Origin of the sequence: Streptomyces sp. NPDC016562, assembly GCF_043076955.1 — a bacterium.
In the GTDB taxonomy this organism is placed as follows: domain Bacteria; phylum Actinomycetota; class Actinomycetes; order Streptomycetales; family Streptomycetaceae; genus Streptomyces.
Genome location: NZ_JBIBRZ010000001.1, coordinates 1064957 through 1082996 on the forward strand (window position 1 = coordinate 1064957; position 18040 = coordinate 1082996).

Below are 18040 nucleotides of genomic sequence, written 5' to 3' on the forward strand. Positions count from 1 at the left end.
GGCCACCCCGAGGATTCACACATGTACGAATCAATTGCCCTCAGCCTACGGGAGGGACAGCATCCCCGGCATGACCTCACAGACGGCACAGACGATCACCGCGGCGGCCTCGGGCACCTGGCAGCTCGGCGACTTGACGATCAACCGGATGGGCTTCGGCGCCATGCGCCTGCCGCAGACCGGCGAGGCGCTGGTGCAGCACGCGGTGCCGCGCGACCGGGACGAGGCGATCGGCGTGCTGCGCCGCGCGGTCGAGCTCGGCGTGAACCACATCGACACCGCGGCCTTCTACTTCTCCCCCCTGCGCTCCGCCAACGAACTGATCAACCGGGCACTGGCCCCCTACGCAGACGACCTCGTCCTCGCCACCAAGGTCGGCCCGGGGCGCGGCCCTTCGGGCGCGTGGCTGTCCCACGCCACCCCTGAACAGCTACGCGGCCAGGTGGAGGAGAACCTGCGCCAGCTCGGCCGCGACCACCTCGACGTGGTCAACCTGCGCATCGTCGGCACCGACTCGATCGCGGAGCGTTTCGGCGCCCTGGCCGAGCTGCGGCAGGCGGGCCTCATCCGTCACCTGGGCCTCTCCAACATCCATCCGCACCACCTGGCCGAGGCCCTGGCCATCGCGCCGGTGGTCTGCGTGCAGAACCGGTACGGCATCGGCATCCGGCCCGACCACGACGCCTTCGTGCGCAGCTGCGGCGAACAGGGCATCGCCTTCGTGCCGTTCTACGCGATCGCCGGTACGGGTCGGGAGGCGGGCGCGAGCGGGGCCGAGCACGAGGAGGTACTGGCCGTCGCGCGGGCCCACGGGGCGAGCCCGGCGCAGGTACGGCTGGCGTGGACGCTGAACCGCGGAGCGCACGTCCTGGCCATCCCCGGCACGGGCGACCTCGGTCATCTCGCCGACAACGTGGCCGCGGGCGCGCTGCGGCTGTCCGAGGACGCACTGGCCGCCCTGGACGCGCTCCACCGGCGCGGGGTGGAGGGGGACCCGGGGGCTCAGTGACCCGGGGAAGGGGCGTCTTCGAGCAGCTCGGGGCCGTTGTTGGAGACGCTGTTGACGGCCGTCGACACGGCGCGGACGTCCAGGCGGCCGCCCGCGGGAGCGGCGAGCAGGGCGCGCAGTTCGTCCGGGTCTTGGTGGCTCGGGTCCAGCCAGGCCTCGTAGTCGGCGGGGTCCAGGGCGAGCGGCATGCGGGGGTGGACGCGTCCGGCCGCGTCGGTGGCCTCGGTGGTGATGATGGTGCAGGTGGCCCACCACGCCGCCGGGTCGTCGTCGGCGGCGACGGCAGGGTCGCGCCAGAACTCGTACAGCCCGGCCATGGCCATGACGGAGCGGTCCTCGGGCGCGATGAAGTACGGCTGCTTGTAGGCCTTCGTCGTGGCGGTGGCGGGGACGGACCGCCACTCGTAGAAGCCGTCCGCGGGCAGCAGGCACCGGCGGGTGGCGAAGGCGCGCCGGTACGCCGGCTTCTCGTGCACCGTCTCCACCCGCGCGTTGATCATCTTCGCGCCGCCGGACGGGCTCTTCGACCACGACGGCACCAGGCCCCACCGCAGGGTGCGCAGTCGCCGCTCCAGCACGCCGCTCTCGCGGTCGGCGCGCTCCAGCACCGCCCAGACCTCATCGGTGGGGGCGACGTTCCAGCTCGGCTCCAGGACGTGCCGGGGGTCGGGGGGCGCGGTCCGGAAGAGGCCGGAGAGGTCCTCGGGACTGCGGGTGGAGACGTAACGGCCGCACATGCCGTCCAGCTTGCCATCTGATCGCCCTCCGGGGCGGTTACGCACCGCCTTGACGGTTGACGCGGAGGATGCGCAGGGCGAGTTGGAGCTCCAGCGTCCGCTCGGGGCGCTGCCAGTCACGGCCGAGGAGCCTGCTGATGCGGTCCAGGCGCTGCACGACGGTGTTGACGTGCACGTGCAGGGCCTCGGCGGTTCTGGACTGGCTCGTGGCGGTGTCGAAGTACACCTGGAGGGTGTGGACGAGGTCCGTGCCGCGCCTGGCGTCGTAGTCGAGCAGCGGGCCGAGGGTCTGGCGCACGTAGCCGCCCAGGTCCGTACGGTCGCCGAGCAGCACGCCGAGGAAGCCGAGGTCGCACAGGGCGGCTCCGGTCCCTTCGCGGCCCAGCGCGCGCAGTGCGGTCGCGCAGCGGTGGGCTTCGGCGTAGGCGTCGGCGCAGTGGGCGGGGCCTGGCGCCGGTCCTGCGGCTCCGACCGTGACGGGGCCGGCAAGGGCGTGGCCCAGCTCGCTCGCGAGGCTCGCGGCGGCTTCGCTGGGGGCCTCGGAGGGCAGGACGAGGACCACGTCGTCGTGGTGCAGCCCGGCCAGTCCCCCGCGGGTCTGGGCGATGCGGGCGGCCGCGGCCAGCAGCCTGGGCCGGGGCGCGGCTTCGGTGTGCAGGACGAACACCGCGTGCGGCTGGTCCAGGTTCACGCCGAGCCGCCGTGCGCGCGCCGGCAGGCCGGCGGGGTCGGCGGCCCTGGTGAGGAGGTCCCCCAGCAGCTCACCCCGTACGCGGTCCTCGGTTTCGGCGACCGAGCGGCGCAGCAGCAGGAGCAGGGCGGTGACCACGCTCGCGCGCTCGAAGAGGCGGCGGTCGGCGTCGTCGAGGTCGGCGCGGCCGGTCAGGGCGATGCTGCCGAGCAGCTCCGGTCCGGCGAGGACGGCGCACACCCAGGTCCCGGCGACGGACACGGCGCGGCCGTCGGCCCGGGAGGCCGCGATGGAGGCGGCCACGGCCTCGGCGGAGGGGGGACGGGCGTCGGTGCCCGCCCGGGCGAGTTCGGCCCCCTCGGCGTCGTGGATGAGGGTGCCGCCCTGCAGGACGGCGCCGATGGCGGTCGCGACGTCGGTGATGTCGGCTCCCCGCAGGACCAGGTCGGTCAGCCGGTCGTGGGCGTCCTCGGCCCGGCGCATGGCGTCGCTGTGCGCCTCGATGGTCCGCGACGCCTCGTTGAGGTCGACGAGCGCGGTGCGCGTCTCGTCGAGCATGCGGGCGCTGTCGATGGCGATGGCGGCGTGGTCGGCCAGCGACGACAGGAGGGCGACCTCGTCCGGCGTGAAGGTGCGGGCGGTGCGGTCCGCGGCGTACAGGACGCCGATCACGCGGGTGCCCAGGCGCAGCGGTACGCCGAGGATGGCCCGCAGGCCCTCCTCCGTGACGGCGCTGTCGATCGTGGTGGTGTGCCGGAAGCGCTGGTCGTCGCGGTAGTCGCCGGTGGAGTACGGGCGGGCCGTCTCGGCGACGAGCCCGCCCAGGCCCTCCCCCATGCCCAGGCGGACCTGCTGGAAGGCGGCCGAGACGGAGCCGTCGGTCACCCGCATGTAGGTGTCGCCGGCCTCGTCGTCGTTGAGGGACAGGTACGTGACATCCGTGCCGAGGAGCAGCTTGGCCCGGTGCACGATCGCCTTCAGCACGGCGTCCAGGTCCCTGAGGCGGGCGAGGTCTCCGGCGGTGTCGAAGAGCGCGGCGAGTTCGGCCTCGCGCCGACGATGCTGGCTGAGCGTGCGGCGGATCCGGAGCGCGACCTGGGTGGCTTCCGCGACGGCCGCCGCCTCCTGCTCGGAGAGGCCGCCGGTGCGGGCCGCGTCGGCCGGGGGCTCGAACCGCTCGGCCGGCGCACCCCGGTCCAGCAGGTCGAGCAGGTCCCGCAGGTGGTCCAGTGCGGTCCGGGCCGTCTTTCCGGTGGTGGGCATCGGCGCTCTCCGTGGTGCTGGACGCGGACGTGGCGGCGCCCGCCCCACCGCGCGTCCGGCGGCGGTGGGGCGGGGCGGCGGGGTCAGTTGTCGGCCGGTACGGGGTCGTGCCCGGCTTGCCGGCGGGCCGGAACCGCGGCGCCGGCCGGGGCGTGCTCCTGGGTCAGGCTACGCCCGCGGGTCTCCTGGGCCAGCAGGACGGTCAGCGTGGTGACGACCGCGGCGGCGGCCAGATAGACGGAGACGGGCAGGGACGAGTCGTAGTCACGGAGCAGGGCCACGGCGATGATCGGGGCGAGCGCTCCGCCGATGATGGAGGCGAGCTGGGAGCCCATCGAGGCCCCGGAGTAGCGGACCTTGGTGTCGAACATCTCGGAGATGAAGGCCGCCTGCGGTCCGTACATCGCTCCGTGCAGGAGCAGCCCGATGGTGACGGCCGCGGCGATCACCGGGAAGGACTTGGAGTCCAGCATCGCGAAGAACGCGAACGCCCAGCCGATCATCCCCACCGATCCGATGAGGGTGACGACGCGACGGCCGATGCGGTCGGACAGCGCGCCCCAGGCGGGGATGGTGACGAAGTGGACGGCGGAGCCGATCAGGACGGCGTTCAGGCCGTCGCTCTTGGGCAGCCCGAGGTGGGTGGTGACGTAGACGAGGAGGAAGGCGGTGATGACGTAGTACGAGATGTTCTCGCCGAGGCGGGTGCCGATCGCGGTCAGGACCCCGCGCCAGTTCGTACGGAACACCTCGGCCACGGGCGGTCTCGCCCGCACGCCGGCGGCCGCCTCCCGTGCGGCCTTGGCCTGCGCCTCCAGGAAGACCGGGGATTCGGAGACCGACACCCGTATCCACAGGCCGATGACCACCAGCACGCCGGAGAGGAGGAAGGGGATCCGCCAGCCCCACGCGAGGAAGTCCTTGTCGGACTGGACGGCCGCCAGGAGGGCCAGTACGCCGGTGGCGAGCAGATTGCCGCCCGGTGCGCCCGCCTGCGGCCAAGAGGCCCAGAAGCCGCGGTTCTTGTCGTCACCGTGCTCGGAGACGAGCAACACGGCCCCGCCCCACTCGCCGCCGAGGGCGAACCCCTGGACCAGGCGCAGCAGGGTGAGGAGGATGGGCGCTTGCACGCCGACGCTCGCGTGGGTGGGGAGCAGCCCCATGGCGAAGGTCGCGCCGCCCATGAGGAGCAGGCTGAGCACGAGGAGCTTCTTGCGGCCGATCTTGTCCCCGTAGTGCCCGAAGACCAGGCCGCCGAGGGGACGGGCGGCGAAGCCGATCGCGTAGGTGAGGAAGGCGAGGAGGGTGCCAACCAGGGGTTCGCTGTCGGGGAAGAACAGCTCGTTGAAGACCAGTGCGGCGGCGGAGCCGTAGAGGAAGAAGTCGTACCACTCGATGGTGGTGCCGATAAGGCTGGCGGCGATGATGCGCTTGATGGAGCCGGGGGGTGTTGGAGCGGTTGCCGAGGCGGCCATGGTCACCACTTCCGAGCGGGTCACGGGACGTTGTCGTGTCGCCACACCTTAGGAACCAGCAGGTCACGAGCGTATGTGGCGGGACACCACAATTGCCCCCTCAGGCACCGCTACGACCACCACACCTAGGCCTGGGTGCGCCACCGAGGTCGGCCGACACCACCGGGTGCGGATGCCGGCTATGCCCTGCGCGCAACGGTTTGTGGCCCGCTCGCGTTCAAGCGGCCTTCCGACGGGCGGACAGGTAGGCGCCCGACTGACCGGACGCGTTGAGGCGAAAGGACTGCCAGATGGGCCAGTTGAGGGCGACACCGCCGGGTGTGTTTCCTGAACCCGGCGGGAACCGGCAAGCAACAGACGAGTCGAGCGAAGAAGTGGGCTAAGGGCTATCCCGGAAATGATCTCCGAGTCGGCTCGGGCGTGGTGGCCGTGGTGCGGGCCGCTCGTCTATCCGGCGAGGGTGAGGTTGGGCATGCGGGCGAAGACGTGCTCGACGCGGGCGCGGACCTGCTTGTGGGACTTGTTGTCCGCCTCTTTCCAGTCGGGCAAGTCTTCGCCTTTACGGCGTCAGTGGGGCATGACGAGCCCGGTGCCGGGATAGCCTCCGTCGGCGATCGTCATGGTCCAGCCGACGGCGGCTTTGGCACCGGATTCCTCCCACGCCTTGCAGTCGTTGTGGTTCCCGCGCAGGGGCTGGCCCACCACGACAACCAGGTTTTGCGCCAGTACGCCGCGACCAGCAGCGCCCGGTCCTCCAATGGAAGGCTCCAGGGTCGGCCCTTACGGATCGTAGCCGCACCCTCGCGCCGCAGCACGTTCACCAGCTTCCCGAACGCTCGCGGGCTCAGCCGGTGAACGGGGCTGTCCAGGAGGGCTCCGACGCCGTGATCACACCAGCCATATCAAGATCATCTCATCTGCGACCGGCAGCTCCTGGACAGCCTCTGTGCCGCCCCTAGAGTGCGGTCATGGATGAGATCACGTGGTTCGAGTATGACGAGGACGATCTGGACGGCGCGCAGCGCGCGTTCGTAGACGTTCTGGCCGAACGCGCGGGATCCTGGCTGGTGGACCCACTCGACACTGTCGTTCTGCCATCGGCACACACCTCCGACGGCCAGCTCATCGTCTATCTGGACATCGGTGACCCGCAACGCAATCGGGGAGTTCTGACCGTGGGCGCCCACTTCGACGGCTCCGTCGTCCGTGGCGGCGAACTCCACAACCAGGACTTCACTATCCAGCAGACCGCGAGTGAGTTCACCTTCGAAGCCGCAGGCAGCCCTACGGAGCTGGCAAACAGAGCGGCAGAGTGGTTCGAAGCAGTCCTCGCGCGACCGCTGGTTCGCTGCGAATGGCATCACGAGGGAAGGAGGTACGCGGTCCGCTACGAGTACGCAGACAAGGGGCGAGGACTCAGCGAGGGCTTCGAGACACCCCTAGCACCCGACGCACTGAGGCAGAGGCTGGCCGCTGACGGCGTGATCCGAGGCCGAGGCCGGATCAACCGTGCCGGCTTGGGAGAGCCAGATGTGATCGCACACGTGCGAGGCGCCCGGCCCGATCAGTAGTTAGGGGACAGCCCTTAGCAAGCACGTCCTACATCTTTTACGGGACGCCCTTGGCGCAATAGGAGCGGCAAACAGCTGCTGCCCACATCATTTCGAGTTGCCCGCGCACCGTAGCGACCTTACCTTTATAGGGGGACTTGCGCGCAGCGGTGGGTCAGGGCGGAGCAGCATCTTGACGCCCGAGATCGGCAAGAAATTGACGCCTCACCGTATCTTCGCGATCGATTGCGCAATCATCCGCGATAACGGGGCCATTACAGGACCGACCTTCCCATCGCTAAGGCACAGGGAGGTGTTCAATCATGGCAAAGGCTTACGAGCGAGAAGAAGCAACCCACATCGCCCACACGCGCCTACCCATCTGGGCAGTCTTTTGTCCTGAAGAACCCAATTTGCTCATCAATGTCTACCCCTTCAAGGACGAGGCCGAACGCGGAGCACAAGAGCACAACGCTGAATTCAATCCACCTCACCACGCCGAGGCGGAGAAATACATCCCTGATGACCCCGTACCCGGTCCTGATGGCCCCGCACCCAGTCACTGAGCACTTTTCAACGTGGCCACGATCGAGTGGCGCCGGGTCACGACGGCTCATGTACCCCCGCGCCGCCAGCGTCTCCACGTCGAACTGCTCGTGGAGGTGTTCCAGCACCCAGGCGACGACCTCGGCGAGCGGGTCGGTGGCGATCTCTTCCGGTAACGACCTGTCGAAGTAGCGCACCTGACCGCCCGACGGATCGATGCAGGCCCGGGTGAGGCTTCGCACTGACAGCGGTGGGTACATCCGCAAGCATGGACGCCGGCGCATGGATATCGCTGATAGCTACGGGGATCGTCTTGCTCATCGGGGCGGGGCTCATCTGCTACGAGCATTGGGGATCCGGCGCGAACCAGAGCCGGGAGTATGACCTCGGTCCGGACAACACCAGCGGCGGGGGCGGAGGCGGCTGACGCCCACGGTTCGGCCGAACCGCCTCAGCCCGAACCTGCCGCCGATCTCACGACCGCGCTGCAGTGCCGTGCGACGCCACGCTCGACCGGAGCCCGTGCCGCGGACAGCACGCGGTTGACGGTCTGTTGGGTGGGCGTGAGGCCACGGCCCGGTGGGCGTCACCCACGGCCCGGCGGCCTTGCGCAGGGTGCGCGGCAGGCCGGGCGCGTGGTCAGCCGGCATGTCGACGACGGCTGCCACGTAGGCGTGCGCGGTGCCGACGGAGATGCCGAGCGCGGCAGCGAGCTGGGCGAGAGTGTCGTGCCGCGAGGCCGACCAGGGCGCTGGTGCGGGGCGAGCTTGCAGCGGCCATCACCTGACTTCGAACACCTCCCCCAACGGCACGGGATCCTCGTGCGTAGCGCACACCGCCGGCATCACCCGATCAGTGGCGACTCTGAAACAGCTCCATGACTGGCTACGCTGAGCGACGAGCAGCCGAAACCGAAAGTCGTTTCTCGCTAAAAGGGATGGATGCGACCTTAAACGCCTCAAAGCCCCAGCCGCCGACCTTGAGTCGGCTGGTCGAGATGGAACGGTGAGCCCGGGCTCGTCGGCGTCCAGCCGGCGGTGAGTGCAGTGCGGATGCCGGCGGCCACCTGGCCGGGCAGGACCGGGCTGCCGTGGGTTCCCAACCAGTTGCTCGGGTGCGGCTGGTCGGTGGTGATCACCAGGGTGGTACCGGGGGTCTCGGCATGCTCGACCGCGTAGGCAAGGGGTGACTGGACCAGACCCCGGTCATAGGTGGGCCGTCCGCGCAGTCGCCAGCGGTAGGTCGTGCCGTCCACGGTGATGAGCCGCGATCCTTTTTTGACCAGTGCCATGTCCACATCCTCTCGCGCATCTGGATCCGGTGGCGTGGACGGGCGCTCAGCGCCTCGTCTCGTATCTGGTCAGGATCACGCCGCAGGGCAGCGTCCGCGTCTCCACCAGGTTCAGGTTCACCCAGCTGTCCAGCGCGGTGAAGAACGGCGTGCCGCCGCCCACCAGGACCGGCGCGGTGGCCAGCAGGTACTCGTCGATCAGCCCGGCGCGCATGGCCGCCCCGGCGAGCGTCGCGCCGCCGATGTCCATCGGGCCGCCGTCCTCGGCCTTGAGCCGGGTGATCTCGGCGACCGCGTCACCGGTGACCAGGCGGCTGTTCCAGTCGACCGTGTCGATCGTCGAGGAGAACACCACCTTCGACATGTCCCGCCAGCGGCGCGCGAACTCGATCTCCGCCGGGGTGGCGCCCGGCTGCTGGTCGCCGGTCGGCCAGTAGGAGCTCATCGTCTGCCACAACTTGCGCCCGTACAGCGACAGCTCGGTCGCCTGCAGTTGGTCGGACCAGAACTGGAACAGCTCGTCGCTCGGCACGCTCCAGCCGATGTCGTCGCCGGGCGCGGCGATGTAGCCGTCCAGGGACACGTTCATGCCGTAGATCAGTTTCCGCATGGGCCCAGCCTTCCGTGAGTCGGTCTCACACGTACAGACCGGCGCGCGGGAAGCTCGCGGCGGATCTGGGACCCGTGGACGGACGGTGGGAAAAGGCGCCTGACTTCCTGTCGGCGGCGGCCTATTCTGATCATCACCGACGGTCGCAGCCGACGTGCTGTGCGTCCATCAGACGTAAGGCACCCCGTGGACAGTGAGCTCATACAGACCTGCCTGGACCTGCTGCACCAGGCGCGGCAGCTACCCGTGGACGACCCTCGGCGCCGCCTGCTGGAACGGGCTGCCGGAGAGTTCGTCCGCGACGGACGGCATCGGCGCCGCGCCGAGGCGCGCGCGCAGCGGGCCGCCGCCGACGCGAAGGTGCTCGCCGCCACCGCGATGGGGGCGCTCGACCGCGTGATGGACGCGCCTCTGTCCGCAGGAACGTCCGCCGAAGCCTCCGCCGGACAGGGTCTTACCGTCCGCGCCTACGTTCAGCTTCCGGGCGGACCGTCCGCGGTGCGACCGGCACGGGACGGTTCCGCCCGCGACGGCGAACGCCTGCTGAACCGACCCCAGCGCTGCTACGTCTGCAAGGCCCACTACCGGCAGGTCCACGCGTTCTACCACCTGCTGTGTCCCCCGTGCGCCGGCGAGAACCTCGCCCACCGCACGGCCCGCACCGACCTCACCGGCCGACGGGCGCTGCTGACCGGCGGGCGTGTCAAGATCGGCTACCAGGTCGCGCTGATGCTCCTGCGGGACGGCGCCGAGCTCACGGTGACCAGCCGCTTCCCCCAGGACACGGCGCGCCGGTTCGCGGCCGCCCCCGGCGCCGCCGACTGGTGGCACCGGCTGCGGATCGCCGCCCTGGACCTGCGCGATCCCCGGCAGGTCCTGGCCTTCACCGACCACATGCTCTCCCGGGGGCTGCCCCTGGACATCCTCATCAACAACGCGGCGCAGACCCTGCGCCGCTCTCCGCACGCCTACAGCGCCCTGTCCGCCGCCGAATCCGCACCCAGCCCGGTCCCCGGGGCACTCGCCCCGCCGCAGACCTGGACCGCTCCGGGGTTCTCCGTACCCGGCCCCCGCACCCCACCGCTGCCGTGGACGGCGGAACTCGCCCCGCGGCCGCGGGAGTCCTACGCCCTGGCCGGCGCCGCGCGCACCGATGACGCCCCGGCGGCCGTGCTACCGCGGGAGGCGGTCGACGAGGCGGGTCTGCTGCCGGAGACGGACGCGGTCAACTCCTGGACCCTGCGCCTGGGACAGATCGACCCGACCGAGCTGCTGGAAGTCCAGCTGGTCAACGCCGTCGCACCGTTCCTGCTCGCCGACCGCCTGCTCCCGCTCCTCGACGCCTCCCCGCACCCCCACCGCTACCTCGTCAACGTCTCCGCGGTGGAAGGCCAGTTCACCGTCCGCAACAAGACCGGCGGCCACCCGCACACCAACATGGCCAAGGCCGCCCTGAACATGCTCACCCGTACCAGCGCCGCCGAACTGGCCACCCGCGGCATCCACACGTGCAGCGTCGACACCGGCTGGGTCACCGACGAGAAGCCCCTCCCCGCCCGGCAGCGGCACGCCGCCACCGGCTGGCGCCCGCCGCTGGACATCGTCGACGGCGCCGCCCGCGTCTACCACCCCATCGTGCGGGGCCAGGCCGGCGCGCCCCTCCACGGGATCCTCCTCAAGGACTACCGGCAGGTCCCGTGGTGACCCTTCCGGCGTCCGTCGCGGCCGCCACCGCCACCGTCAGGGGGAACTCCGTCCAGACGGTCTTGCCGTCCCGGGTGTAGCGGGTGCCCCACCGTTCGGTGAGCTGGGCGACGAGGAAGAGGCCGCGGCCGCCCTCATCGGTGGTGCGCGCCCGCCGAAGGTGCGGCGCGGTGCTGCTGTGGTCGGAGACCTCGCAGATCAGGCTGCGGTCGCGGATGAACCGCAGGGTGAGCGGCGCGCCGCCGCCGTAACGGTAGGCGTTGGTGACCAGTTCGCTGACGACCAGTTCGGCGGTGAAGGCCATCTCCTCCAGGCCCCACCCGGTCAAGGTCGTCTCGGTCAGGGCCCGTGCCCGGGCGGCGGCGGTCGGCTCCGCGGGCAGTTCCCAGGAGGCGACCTGCTCCGGCGCCAGCACGCGGGTACGGGCGAGGAGCAGGGCGACGTCGTCGTGTGGATGCTCGGGCAGCAGGGCCTCCTGTACCGCCGTACAGGTCTCCTCCAGCGAGCCGCCTGCCTCGGACAGGGCTTCGCGCAGCCGCTCGAGTCCCTCGTCGAGGTCGTGGCCGCGGGCCCGGACCAAGCCGTCCGTGTACAGCGCCAGCAGGCTGCCCTCGGCGAGTTCCAGTTCGGCGGACTCGAACGGCAGTCCGCCGAGGCCCAGCGGCGGGCCCTCGGGAAGCTCGGGCAGGCTCACCGTGCCGTCGGGAGCCACCACGGCCGGGGGCAGGTGGCCCGCCCGGGCCAGGGTGCAGCGGCGGGAGGTGGGGTCGTAGACCGCGTAGAGGCAGGTCGCGCCGACGATCTGCTGGCCCTGCGAGCGTCCCTCGGCGGGCTCCTGCTCCTCCGCCAGCCGGCTGACCAGGTCGTCCAGGTGGGAGAGGACCTCGTCCGGGGCGTAGTCGAGACCGGCCAGGGTGTGTACGGCCGTGCGCAGGCGGCCCATGGTGGCCGCGGCGTGCAGACCGTGGCCGACGACGTCCCCGACGACGAGGGCGACGCGCGCTCCGGAGAGCGGGATGACGTCGAACCAGTCGCCGCCGACGCCGGTGGCGGGATCGGCCGGGAGATAGCGGTGCGCCACCTCCACCGCACTGTGTTCGGGCAACTCCCGTGGCAGCAGGCTGCGTTGCAGTGTCAGCGCGGCCTGGTGCTGCTGCGTGTAGCGGCGGGCGTTGTCGATGCACAGGGCGGCGCGCGCGGCGCATTCCTCCGCGAGCCTGACGTCGTCCTCCTCGAACGGTTCGGGCCGCTCGGCGCGCCACAGGCTGAGCAGGCCGAGGAGCACACCGCGGGCGGTCAGCGGGACGACGATCAGCGAGTGGGCGCCCAGGCCGAGGGCGCGCCGGGTGCGCTCGGGATCCTGGAAGTACCAGCCGGGACTGCTGTGGAGCACCGGTTCGAGGATGGGCTGCTGTTCGGCGAGGCACCTGGCCTGCGGGGTGCGGGGGTCGAACTGGAAGACCTCTCCCGCGGAGTACATCACCCGCAGCGCCTCGGCCACGACCGAATGGACGGCCATCCTGCGGACCAGCCGGCCCCCTTCCCCGCTGTCACCGGCGCTCTCCCCGTAGGCATCCCGGCCGCTCTCCGCGATGGTCTCCTCGCCGCGGGCCACCGCCTCCAGCAGGTCCACCGAGACGGCGTCGGCGAGGTCGGGTACGGCGACGTCGGCCAGCTCCCGGGTGGTCTGGTCGAGGTCCAGCGTGGTCCCGATGCGGGCGCTGGCCCGGTTGAGCAGGGCGAGGCGTCGCCGGGCCCGGTAGCGGTCGGTGACATCTTCCACCAATTGGGTGACTCCGAGGACGGCGCCGGAGGGGTCCTCCATCCGGAACGCCGACACCGACACCACCCGCTCGTTGCCGGGGTCGCTCCTCAGCCGGCAGGGCTGCTCGGTGAAGATCAGGGGTTCGCCCGTCTCCAGTACCCGTCGCAGCCGGGTCTCGATGGTCTCCAGGTCCGGGCCGATGAGGAAGTCACCCGCACGCCGGCCCCGGACCTCGGCCGCGGGGAGCTGCGCGAACCGGGCCAGGGCCCGGTTGACCCGCAGGATGCTCAGGTCGGGGGCGTGGACGGACAGGCCGATCGGGGAGCGCCGGAACAGACCGTCCAGGACCGAGCGGTCCGTCTCCCACTGCAGCACCTCCTGCGCCGGGGCGACGACGAGGAACCACTCGCGGGTCGAGTCGGCGCGGACGACGGCGCGGGCGCGGAAGCCCAGCTCCACCCGCCGCCCACTGCGATGCAGCACGGACAGCACGGGCAGCACGGGCAGCACGGGCATCGCGGTCAGGTCACCGGAGCCGCCCCGGTCGCGCTCGTAGGCGGCCAGCGCGTCCCTGACCGCCTCACGGTCACGGGCATCGAACAGGAGATCGATCGCCGGCCTGCCCAGCACCTCCTCGGGCGGGTAGCCGAGGTGCTCCTGGGCGCGCTCGCTCCAGCCCACGATGATGCCCTGGTCGTCGAGTACCGCCGAGGCCGAGTTGTGCAGCGCGAACGGGTCCTCGGGCCCCTCGCCCAGACCCGGCGCCGGTGCGTCCATCGATACCGCCCTTCGACCAGCCGAACGGAACGCTCGGCGGGTATTCCCCTCGCGACTACCCAGGGTGATCCCAGCCCCGGGGTTGAGCGGTCGGCCTACGTTCAGTATCGCCGCGCCGCTGCACGTCGGCAGGGGGGCCGCGCCCCGCGTGCGGGCCGAAGGGGAGGCGGCCGTCACCCGTCCGCGCCAGGGGGCGGGGCGGTGGCGCCCAGGGTGCGCCGGGCGTCCAGCCACACCCCCTCGAAGTACTGCCACAGGCCTCGGGCTTCGTCATACGTGCGGATCCACATCACCATGGCACCACGCTCCCGCAGGCGGCAGGCTCCTCCGGTAGGGCACGCGTACGGCTGCGAACCGCTCACTCCGTCGCCGGGCACCGGGCCTGTCCCCCTCAGGGCAGTCCGGATTCCACGCCCCAAACTGGTGATCGATTTCTGGCCGCCGGGTGGGTATGATCCCCGGCAGCAAGGCCGTAGCGCAGAGGTCGTCGCGCCCACGCATCGAGCTGGAGGACGTCGGTTCGAATCCGACCGGTCTTGCGTCTACTTCTGCAGTTCACGTCTTCGAGTCGTGATGGACGCCGGGCACCGGCGAAGGAACCGGTGGAGTGGTGATGACACAGCCGACACCCGTACGGTGCCCCGCGATCGAGCACCCCGATCTGCCTCCGGCCGACCCGGCCGGCCTCGACCCGCTACTCGCCCGGCTCGCCGCGCAACGGCCCGTCGAGACCGACGAGACCTTCCCGCTCGGCACCCTGCGCAGCGACGGCCGCGTCGACCTCTGCAAGCAGGGACTCGGCCCGGTCGGCGCAGCCCGGCTGCTGCCGGCCGCGGCCGCTTCCGCGCACGCCGCCCACCTGCTCCTGGGTACCAATGCCATCGGCGACGCCGGCGTCCGCACCCTGGCCGGGGCCCTCGCCGGCGGCCACGGGCTGCACACCCTCTACCTCGGCTGCAACCGGATCGGCCCCGACGGGGTGAGCTCCCTCGCCGGCGCCCTCGCCGGCGACACCACCGTCCGCGCCCTCTGGCTCAAGCGCAATCCGCTCTTCGGGGAGGGGGCCCGGACCCTGGCCGTGCTGCTGCGCCGCAACACCGCCCTGCGCACGCTCGACCTGGTCAACACCGGGATCGGCGCCGGTGGCGTACGCCTCCTGCTCGACGCCCTGCTGGACCGCGAGCAGCCCCTGGAACGCCTCTTCCTCGGCGGCAACGGCCTCGGCCCCGACGCCGCACCCCTGCTCGCCGCCCTGATCCGGGAGGCCGGGGTGCACGAGCTGTACGTCCCGGCCAACCACCTCGGCGACGAGGGCGCGGCGACCCTTGCCGCAGCCGCGGCCAACTCCGCACGGCCGGTCCGCCTGGGGCTCGGCGGCAACGGCATCGGCGCCGCCGGCGCACGCTCCCTGGCCGCCTCCCTCGGTGGCATCGAAGCCCTCGACCTCGGCCGCACCATGTCCGAGCGCAGCCTCCGCGCCCCGGCCAACGACCCGGGTGACGAAGGAGCGTACGCCCTGGCCGCCGCGCTCCCCGGCAGCCCCCTGCGCCGCCTGGAGCTGCGCCACACGGGCCTCACCGGACGCGGCGCGAAGAACCTGCTCGCCGCAGTACCCGCCAACAGCCCCCTGGAGTACGTCGGTCTGGGACCCGGCCTGCCCCGCCGCGTCAAGCGCTCCTTCACCGAACGGCTCCGCCCCGCCCGGGCTGCCCACCCGGACCTGCGCGCAATCGGCAGTGTGTACCGGTGAGCCGGACGAACGCCGAACTGCCCGGCGGCTTCCGGCCGGAGGACGGCCCGGCATGGCAGCGGATCCGCCGCTACGCGGTGCCCGCCTGGATGATCGAGCAGGCCACCGCGCACCGGCTGGCCGGTGACTGGCGGGCGGCCTGCGCAGCCGCCGCCGTGGACGTCGGCTTCGAGCCGGCGGAGCTCGAAGGCCGCTACGGTCCCCACGTCGCCGAGGCCGTGGCGCAGGACCTGCGCCACCTCGCCCCGGACCTGCTGCGCTGGCACCTGCCCCGGCTCCTGGGCGGCCGCACGACCATCGCCCCCGCACTGCGGATCCTGCTCGCCTCCTACGGCGGCCCCGGCGGCCCGACCCTGTCGGTCACCACCCCCCTCATGACCGAAGGATCGCAGCGGCTGCGCCTGCACTGCGCGCCGGTCGCCGCCAAGAAGTGGAACGTGTACACGGGGCACGGCTTCGTCTCGGAGGACTGGACTGAGATCCGGCCGTTCTGGGACGCCCGGTGCGCAGCCGAGCTGGGCGCGCGCTTCGCGGACCCCGGCGGCCTCGCCGAGCGGATCGCACGGCTGCTGGCCCGCGACGACGTGGTCGGGGCCTACGCGGCCGCAGGTGTCGAGTGCGACCTGACCGTCCCTGCTCCGCAGCCGTACCAGCGCCCGGCGGACCCGACGGGCATCCTCGCGCGGATGCCCGTCGACCTCACCCGGCTCGCGCCGGAGGTGGCGCGGCTCATGGCTGCCGGAGCGGGCGACCGGTACCGGATCGCGGCTACCTGGCGCTCCTTTCTCCTGCTGGAGCACGCCGGCCTCGACGGGCTCCGTGCCCGCGTCGTCGAACAGGCCGAGGCGCTCGCCGTCCCGCCCCTGCCCCGGTACGCCTGGCAACGCCTCCCCGACCTCGAACTGGTACGGACCGGCCGGATCACACCGCGCGAGCTGCACCCACTGGTGGCCGCCGCGCTGTTCCCGGGCACCGGTCCGGCCGTGGGCCCGCCCGGCCCCGACACGGGCAGGCCGGTCCGCGTGCGGTGCCGCGGCGGATGGCACGAGGTCCGCTCGCGGGGCGGCGTGCTGGACGTTCCGCACACCCCCGAGGAGCAGCAACGCGAGCGCGCCATGCGGGCGTTCGGCGGCGCGATCTCGGGGTGTTTCGCCGTGCAGCAGGCCTGGACCACAGGTGAGGGGCGGCTGCCGCGCGCCCTCCAGGTCCAGCGGCACGAGCTCTTCCTGCGCGTCCAGCACGGCGACACCCCGGGTGTGGTGGCGCTGCTGGACGCGGGTGTGGACCCCCGGATCCGGGACGCCCGCGGACGCGGGCTGCTGCACGCGCTCCACCTGCTTGACCACGAGGCGCTGCTGCCCCGGCTGCTGGCGGCCGGACTCGACCTGGAGGCGCGGGACAAGGCCGAGCGAACGCCGCTGCTGTCCGCCGTGCACTGGGGTGGTTCGGCGGACCTGGTCAGGGCCATGCTGGCGGCCGGCTCCCGGATCGACGTCGTCGACGAGATGGAGCTGTCGCTGTCCCAGGAGATCCGCCGCTACAAGCGCACCGACCTCGCCTTCCTGCGCGACCGCGTCGACGAGGAGTTCCCCGACATCGGCGCCGACTGGTTCGACGAGCACATGGAGTACCGCGAGGACGACGAAGACGAGGACGACGCATGAGGGCGACCCAGCCGCAGCCCGCCCGGGCCCTGGCCGCCGCCGACGCCTTGGGCGCCCAGCTGAGCGCCACCCGCACCGAGCCCGCCACGAACCCCCAGCTAGAGGCGCTGGCACTGGCCGTGATGGCCAATCAGCCGGTCCTCCTGTGGGGCGAGCCCGGCATCGGCAAGTCCGCCGGCATGGAGCAGCTCGCCACCGCGCTCGGCGTACGGCTGGAGAGCGTCATCGCCAGCGTCCACGAGCCCTCCGACTTCGCTGGGCTGCCCATCGTCGGTGAGGACCCGGCCTCCACGGGTGTGCCGATGGCCCCGCCGGACTGGGCGGTACGCCTCGCCCGCACCGGCCAGGGGCTGCTGTTCTTCGACGAGCTGTCCTCCGCCCCACCGGCCGTGCAGGCGGCCCTGCTGCGCGTGGTCCTGGAACGCCGGGTCGGCAGCCTCGAACTCCCGTCGGCGGTACGGATCGTCGCCGCGGCCAATCCTCCCGCCAGCGCCGCCGACGGCTGGCACCTCAGCCCGCCGCTCGCCAACCGCTTCGTCCACCTCGACTGGACGCACGACCCGCGCACCGTGGCCCGCGGCATGGCCGGCACCTGGCCCGAGGTGGCGATCCCGGCCGTCGATCCCGCCAAGGCCTCCGGGTCGGTCGCCCGGGCCCGCGGCGCCGTCTCCGGCTTCCTCACCGCCCGGCCGGGCCTGGTCCACCACATGCCGGCCGAGGCCGCCGGGCGGGGACGTGGCTGGCCCTCCCCGCGCACCTGGGAGATGGCCCTGCGGCTGCTGGCGACCGGGTACGCGGCCTCGACGGGCCGGGAGGCGCTCGCCGCCGCTCTCACCGGCGCCGTGGGCGAAGCAGCCGGGATCGAACTGCTCTCGTACCTCGAACACCTCGACCTGCCCGACCCGGACCGGGTGCTGGCCGACCCGGACGCCTTCGCCCTGCCCGAGCGTGGGGACCGGCAGCTGGCCTTCCTCATCGCCGTGGTCGCCGCCGTGCAGGGCGAGCTCACCCGCCCCCGATGGGAGGCGGGCTGGGCGGTCCTGGCGAAGGCCGTGCACGCGGGCGTGCCCGATGTCGCCGCCCGGGCCGCCGCCGACCTCGCCGCGGTGCGCGACCTCGACTGGCCGGTACCGGCGGGCATCGACGCCTTCGTGGAACTGCTCCGGCTGTCCGGCTCCCTGCCGGGCGGCGACTGAGCCCGGGCCCGC

At 72.2% G+C, this 18040-nt stretch carries 13 protein-coding genes and 4 pseudogenes; 7 read left to right on the forward strand and 10 right to left on the reverse strand.

The window, feature by feature from the left end:
• Positions 1-70: 70 nt before the first annotated feature.
• The gene (locus tag ACF059_RS04920; RefSeq protein ID WP_392051423.1) at positions 71-1009 is read left to right on the forward strand and encodes an oxidoreductase; all 939 of its coding nucleotides are present in this window, start codon (positions 71-73) and stop codon (positions 1007-1009) included.
• Here ACF059_RS04920 and ACF059_RS04925 read toward each other — a convergent pair.
• The 4 genes and pseudogenes from ACF059_RS04925 to ACF059_RS04940 all read right to left on the reverse strand — a co-directional run.
• Positions 1003-1746, reverse strand: a complete 744-nt coding sequence (locus tag ACF059_RS04925; protein WP_392051425.1) for an SOS response-associated peptidase — start codon at positions 1744-1746, stop codon at positions 1003-1005. The two genes, ACF059_RS04920 and ACF059_RS04925, sit on opposite strands and share 7 nt — an antisense overlap.
• Positions 1747-1783: 37 nt before the next feature.
• On the reverse strand, positions 1784-3700 hold the full coding sequence (locus tag ACF059_RS04930) for a helix-turn-helix domain-containing protein (RefSeq protein WP_392051428.1): 1917 nt from the start codon (positions 3698-3700) through the stop codon (positions 1784-1786).
• An 83-nt stretch (positions 3701-3783) separates the two neighbouring features.
• On the reverse strand, positions 3784-5175 hold the full coding sequence (locus tag ACF059_RS04935) for an MFS transporter (protein WP_392051430.1): 1392 nt from the start codon (positions 5173-5175) through the stop codon (positions 3784-3786).
• A gap of 471 nt (positions 5176-5646) precedes the next feature.
• Positions 5647-6076 (reverse strand): annotated as a pseudogene (locus tag ACF059_RS04940) (transposase family protein); the annotation flags it as partial.
• Positions 6077-6143: 67 nt separating this feature from the next.
• On the opposite strand from ACF059_RS04940, the gene ACF059_RS04945 reads away from it, so the two are divergent.
• Positions 6144-6746 carry a hypothetical protein gene (locus tag ACF059_RS04945; RefSeq protein WP_392051433.1) on the forward strand — a complete coding sequence of 201 codons (603 nt, stop codon included), beginning with the start codon at positions 6144-6146 and terminating at the stop codon, positions 6744-6746.
• Positions 6747-7330: 584 nt separating this feature from the next.
• Here ACF059_RS04945 and ACF059_RS04950 read toward each other — a convergent pair.
• The 4 genes and pseudogenes from ACF059_RS04950 to ACF059_RS04965 form a co-directional block, all read right to left on the reverse strand.
• Positions 7331-7480 (reverse strand): annotated as a pseudogene (locus ACF059_RS04950) (AraC family transcriptional regulator); the annotation flags it as partial.
• A gap of 284 nt (positions 7481-7764) precedes the next feature.
• Positions 7765-8064 (reverse strand): annotated as a pseudogene (locus ACF059_RS04955) (hypothetical protein); the annotation flags it as partial.
• A 165-nt stretch (positions 8065-8229) separates the two neighbouring features.
• Complete coding sequence (locus ACF059_RS04960; RefSeq protein WP_392051436.1) at positions 8230-8562, reverse strand: hypothetical protein; 333 nt, start codon at positions 8560-8562, stop codon at positions 8230-8232.
• 46 nt (positions 8563-8608) lie between these two features.
• Positions 8609-9172, reverse strand: coding sequence for a dihydrofolate reductase family protein (locus ACF059_RS04965; RefSeq protein ID WP_392051439.1), 564 nt, complete (start codon positions 9170-9172; stop codon positions 8609-8611).
• A 186-nt stretch (positions 9173-9358) separates the two neighbouring features.
• On the opposite strand from ACF059_RS04965, the gene ACF059_RS04970 reads away from it, so the two are divergent.
• On the forward strand, positions 9359-10876 hold the full coding sequence (locus ACF059_RS04970; RefSeq protein WP_392051441.1) for an SDR family NAD(P)-dependent oxidoreductase: 1518 nt from the start codon (positions 9359-9361) through the stop codon (positions 10874-10876).
• Here the strand turns inward: ACF059_RS04970 and ACF059_RS04975 are convergent.
• The gene (locus ACF059_RS04975) at positions 10848-13418 is read right to left on the reverse strand and encodes a SpoIIE family protein phosphatase (RefSeq protein WP_392051444.1); all 2571 of its coding nucleotides are present in this window, start codon (positions 13416-13418) and stop codon (positions 10848-10850) included. The two genes, ACF059_RS04970 and ACF059_RS04975, sit on opposite strands and share 29 nt — an antisense overlap.
• 173 nt (positions 13419-13591) lie before the next feature.
• Positions 13592-13714: a hypothetical protein gene (locus ACF059_RS04980; RefSeq protein WP_392051446.1), complete on the reverse strand. Its 123-nt coding sequence runs from the start codon at positions 13712-13714 to the stop codon at positions 13592-13594.
• A 170-nt stretch (positions 13715-13884) separates the two neighbouring features.
• Between ACF059_RS04980 and ACF059_RS04985 the strand changes: the two are divergent.
• The 4 genes and pseudogenes from ACF059_RS04985 to ACF059_RS05000 all read left to right on the forward strand — a co-directional run bounded on the left by ACF059_RS04985 (position 13885) and on the right by ACF059_RS05000 (position 18028).
• Positions 13885-13957: pseudogene (locus ACF059_RS04985) on the forward strand.
• A gap of 74 nt (positions 13958-14031) precedes the next feature.
• On the forward strand, positions 14032-15168 hold the full coding sequence (locus ACF059_RS04990) for a gala protein (RefSeq protein ID WP_392051449.1): 1137 nt from the start codon (positions 14032-14034) through the stop codon (positions 15166-15168).
• On the forward strand, positions 15165-16832 hold the full coding sequence (locus tag ACF059_RS04995) for an ankyrin repeat domain-containing protein (RefSeq protein WP_392051452.1): 1668 nt from the start codon (positions 15165-15167) through the stop codon (positions 16830-16832). The genes ACF059_RS04990 and ACF059_RS04995 overlap by 4 nt, the downstream gene beginning before the upstream one ends.
• Complete coding sequence (locus tag ACF059_RS05000) at positions 16829-18028, forward strand: AAA family ATPase (RefSeq protein WP_392051455.1); 1200 nt, start codon at positions 16829-16831, stop codon at positions 18026-18028. The genes ACF059_RS04995 and ACF059_RS05000 overlap by 4 nt, the downstream gene beginning before the upstream one ends.
• Positions 18029-18040: the final 12 nt, after the last annotated feature.

Coding starts and splice junctions, on each gene's coding strand:
- ACF059_RS04920 (WP_392051423.1), top strand. CDS start 71: ATGACCTCACAGACGGCACAGACGATCACCGCGGCGGCCTCGGGCACC.
- ACF059_RS04925 (WP_392051425.1), bottom strand. CDS start 1,746: ATGTGCGGCCGTTACGTCTCCACCCGCAGTCCCGAGGACCTCTCCGGC.
- ACF059_RS04930 (WP_392051428.1), bottom strand. CDS start 3,700: ATGCCCACCACCGGAAAGACGGCCCGGACCGCACTGGACCACCTGCGG.
- ACF059_RS04935 (WP_392051430.1), bottom strand. CDS start 5,175: ATGGCCGCCTCGGCAACCGCTCCAACACCCCCCGGCTCCATCAAGCGC.
- ACF059_RS04945 (WP_392051433.1), top strand. CDS start 6,144: ATGGATGAGATCACGTGGTTCGAGTATGACGAGGACGATCTGGACGGC.
- ACF059_RS04960 (WP_392051436.1), bottom strand. CDS start 8,562: ATGGCACTGGTCAAAAAAGGATCGCGGCTCATCACCGTGGACGGCACG.
- ACF059_RS04965 (WP_392051439.1), bottom strand. CDS start 9,172: ATGCGGAAACTGATCTACGGCATGAACGTGTCCCTGGACGGCTACATC.
- ACF059_RS04975 (WP_392051444.1), bottom strand. CDS start 13,418: ATGGACGCACCGGCGCCGGGTCTGGGCGAGGGGCCCGAGGACCCGTTC.
- ACF059_RS04980 (WP_392051446.1), bottom strand. CDS start 13,714: ATGGTGATGTGGATCCGCACGTATGACGAAGCCCGAGGCCTGTGGCAG.
- ACF059_RS04990 (WP_392051449.1), top strand. CDS start 14,032: ATGACACAGCCGACACCCGTACGGTGCCCCGCGATCGAGCACCCCGAT.
- ACF059_RS05000 (WP_392051455.1), top strand. CDS start 16,829: ATGAGGGCGACCCAGCCGCAGCCCGCCCGGGCCCTGGCCGCCGCCGAC.